Genomic DNA, 3,707 nt, shown 5'->3' on the forward strand with positions numbered 1-3,707 from the left:
TTGCGCCGGAATGGACCGAGGGCCTGCCGAACCGGGCCTTCGAGCTGAAGGCGGTGAGGGGCATCGACTTTAGGATCGGGCTTGGTGTCGCCTGGAGCAAGGACGACCCGACTGCCTCGCGCGACGACATCGTCGATATCGCCCGGTCACTGGCACGGCCGGGCAGGTAAACGATCCGCGCTGCGGTTCATCTGTGACGCGAGCGATGTGACGCCGCCTCGCGGATCTGCCACGTCTGCCTCCGTCTAAATCTCCCCCTTTAGATTGCAGCCATCGCGTCCTGCCCCGGCTTTGGGTCCTGCCAGGCTCGCGCCGCCGGCAACGGCTTTGCCGTCCTCCACTGCGTTTCGGCCCTGCGGGTGCAGGCGCCGCTTGCCGCCCGGCTTTCGGACCGCCGTAGCAGGTCGCGATGGCCGCGACCTCGAAACGGAGGTTCCAACATGAGCAGGCAGCAATCCAATCAACGATCCGATATCTACAGCCGCATCACCAACACGATCATCGCCGATCTTAAACAGGGCGTGCGGCCATGGACCAAACCCTGGACGACGGGACATGCGACAGGTGAGGTCAGCCGGCCACTGCGCCACAACGGCCAACCCTATTCCGGCATCAACGTCCTGCTGCTGTGGTCGCAAGCCATCGCCCGCGGCTTTGCCGCATCACGCTGGATGACGTTCCACCAGGCAATCGAACTCGGTGGCGCCGTCCGCAAGGGCGAAACCGGTACGACCGTGGTCTTTGCCAGTTCGTTCATCCGCACCGAGACGACCGAGACGGGCACCGAGATCGAACAGGACATTCCATTCCTCAAGACCTACACGGTGTTCAACACCGATCAGATCGCCGGTCTTAACGGCCGCTTTGACGACGTCGCACCTGGCGAGGATCCGATGAGGCGGATCGGCGATGCCGGCCGCTTCTTTGCCAATACCGGCGCACTGATCCGGCACGGAGGTACGGCTGCCTATTATGCCGCTCAGCGTGATTACATCCAGATGCCATGCCTGGATGCCTTCCGGGACGATGCCGCTTATGTCGCGATCCTCAGCCACGAGATGACGCACTGGACCGGGGCACCGCGACGGCTTGATCGCGATCTCAGCCGCTATGCAAAAGACCGGAGCGACCGCGCCCGCGAGGAACTCATTGCCGAACTCGGCAGCGCGTTTCTCTGCGCCGATCTTGGCATCGTCCCAGAGCTCGAACCGCTCCCCGATCATGCAAGCTATCTCGATGGCTGGCTCAAGGTTTTGGGTAACGACAAGCGCGCCATCTTCTCGGCGGCAGCCCATGCGCAGCGCGCCGTCGACTACCTGCATTCCTTGCAGCCGGAGCGCAACGAGGAGGAGGCGGCGTAAGCCGTCTCTTCCTTCACTCACCGTCTCTTCCTTTCACTCAGGCATGCGAGACGCGGATGCCGATCACCGCAGGACCCGATAGCCTCGCGACCGCTTCCTGCGCAAAAGGCTGAGCAGGAGATCGACGGCTTTTGCCTCGCTATCGAAGACATGGATCTTCTGCTGCCCGCGACTGCCGATGCGTCCCCAGCTGCGCACCAGCGAGGTCTCGCCGAAGAGGTTCGGCTCGATCGACAGCGCATAAAAGCGGGCCATGTTTTTCGATGGATCGATGCGTTCGATATAGAGACGATAGGGCTGAACTGTCATGCCGGCAGAATCGCAAAGACCGGTTCACTGCGTCCAACGACATTTGTGAATCGATGAGGCCCGATCGATTCATCGGGGTGATGTGAACCGCTTGGCTTATCTCTCCTGCCTTATCTCTCCTGGTTGACAAACAATCCGGCAAATTCCGGATCGGCATAATAGCGCAACTTCGTCGCAACGATCGGCCGCTGACCGGCGATAAACAGCAGCTCGGTCCCGGCATGCATGTTGCGGACTTCGTCGGGCGTCAGCAGCGGCCGGCCGACATGCTGCTCGGCAAAGGAGAGGCCGCTCTTTTCCGAATCGATCGCGCGTGCTGCCGTGTTGAAGACGACCGTCTCCTGGCCAAGCAGATCGGAGACCAGACGGGCGCTGTCGTGATCGTTGACGCCGAACACTTGCAGCACGCCGGCGTTGGATAAAAACGTGCCGGCACGCTGGCCATAGGTGGCGCGCAGTTGATGAATGTCCTGGATGATCGGCCAGAGCTGCACACCGTAACCTGCCATCAATCCCATGGCCCGTTCGATCGGCGCCAGATGACCAAGGGCGGCGAACTCGTCGAGCAGATAGAGAACCGGTGGCGCAGATGGATGCGGCGAGGGGGCCGTTCGCGCCATCTCGGTCAGGCTCTGGGCCACCAGCAAACGCAGCCATCGCGAATAGGCCGCAAGCCTGTCTGGCGGCAAGACCAGGAACACGGTCGCCTTGTCTGCCTTGAGATCGGAAAACCGGAAATCCGATCGTGACAACACCTCAGTCATGCGCGGACTGTCGAGGAAATGCGTATGTCGCTGGGCTGCCGACAATACGCCGCTTGCCTCACGGTCCGACTTGCCAAGATGACGGTTGGCGGCCCGCGCGATCAGTCCGCTGATCGCATCATTCCCCTGCATCTCATGAAGCAGATTCTGGAATGCCGCCGGCGCCAGCGTCAGCAAGTGCCTGAGCGTGGTCAGCGTGCGCTTGTCGTCTGGCTGGCTGGCGAGCACATGCAGCAGCAGTCCTGATATCAGCGCCTTGGCTTCCTCGTTCCAATGGGCGTCACCCGAAACACCGGGTTCGTCGAACACCAGTGCGTCGGCAAGTGTCGTTGCATCCTCGGCGACATCGACGTTGTTTGGATCAACGCCGTCCATCGGATTGAAGGCAGCCGTTGCTTTGCCGGTGATGCCGAACGGATCGAGGATATGAACCGGCCCGAACTTCTCTCGTGCATCACCGGCGATCTGCGCATTCTCGCCCTTCGGATCGATGCAGATGATCGAGCGGTCGGCGGTCAGAAGGTTCGGGATGATGGTGCCGACGCCCTTGCCGCTGCGCGTTGGCGCCATGGTCAGAAGATGAGCCGGTCCGCTGTAGCGAAGAAGCCGGCCAGAGTTGTTCGCACGGCCGATCAGCAATCCGCCTTCTGCCTTTGTCAGAGGCGCGATTTCTCTGCGGCCGGCAAAGCGCGCCGACCCATGCGTGTCGTCCACCGCCGATCCAAAATGCGTGATCAGCGGCGTCGACAACAGCCGAATGAGCAGCAGGATGGCAAAGGCCATCACCACCCAATCGCCGATATGCCAGATGACGTCACCCCTGTGGGTGCCGAGCATCACGCGTCTGAGGTAGTCGATCCCGAAGTAGACGGTGAACACGACAAGCAAATAGCCAAATGCACCCATGACAAACGACTTGGCATATCGCAGCGGAAACGTGATCAGGGCGACGATCGCCCAGAGCGGATCGCGGACCGCCATGCGCGTCATGTTTGCGAAGGCAGTTTTGATCTGGTTGGCATGGATCATGATGCCGCGCTCCCGTTGCCGACATTGCCGATATTGCCGCGCGACGGTTCGTGTAGCTGCGGCTTCAGCAGATCGTCGAACAGATCCCGGTCGCCATCGCGCGTGAGGAATTTTGGCAGTTCCCGTCTCAGCCACTCGGCGATCCCGCCTGCAAACTGCCCATCGCGGTCATTCTCCAGCCGATGCAGCACCAGTGCGCCGATCAGCACCTTGCGGCGCGTGTCGATGGCGCGCTCCTGCTTGC

Annotated in this window: 4 protein-coding genes and 1 pseudogene; 2 read left to right on the forward strand and 3 right to left on the reverse strand. The window is 61.5% G+C overall.

The window, feature by feature from the left end; translation table 11 throughout:
* A pseudogene (locus C3Y91_RS37485) lies at positions 1-170 on the forward strand (LysR family transcriptional regulator); the annotation flags it as partial.
* A 270-nt stretch (positions 171-440) separates the two neighbouring features.
* A complete protein-coding gene (locus C3Y91_RS37490; RefSeq protein WP_168576450.1) occupies positions 441-1,361 on the forward strand; it encodes an ArdC family protein in 921 nt (306 codons plus the stop codon).
* A 63-nt stretch (positions 1,362-1,424) separates the two neighbouring features.
* Here the strand turns inward: C3Y91_RS37490 and C3Y91_RS37495 are convergent, their stop codons facing one another.
* The 3 genes from C3Y91_RS37495 to C3Y91_RS37505 all read right to left on the reverse strand — a co-directional run.
* Positions 1,425-1,670 (reverse strand): WGR domain-containing protein, encoded by a 246-nt coding sequence (locus C3Y91_RS37495; protein ID WP_128439750.1) that lies wholly within the window; start codon positions 1,668-1,670, stop codon positions 1,425-1,427.
* A 110-nt stretch (positions 1,671-1,780) separates the two neighbouring features.
* Positions 1,781-3,463, reverse strand: a complete 1,683-nt coding sequence (locus tag C3Y91_RS37500; RefSeq protein ID WP_168576451.1) for a type IV secretory system conjugative DNA transfer family protein — start codon at positions 3,461-3,463, stop codon at positions 1,781-1,783.
* Positions 3,460-3,707: mobilization protein (locus C3Y91_RS37505; RefSeq protein ID WP_168576452.1), on the reverse strand; the 248-nt coding region annotated here is incomplete at its 5' end. The genes C3Y91_RS37500 and C3Y91_RS37505, both read right to left, overlap by 4 nt.

The organism is Rhizobium ruizarguesonis (assembly GCF_012349115.1).
GTDB classification, from domain to species: domain Bacteria; phylum Pseudomonadota; class Alphaproteobacteria; order Rhizobiales; family Rhizobiaceae; genus Rhizobium; species Rhizobium ruizarguesonis.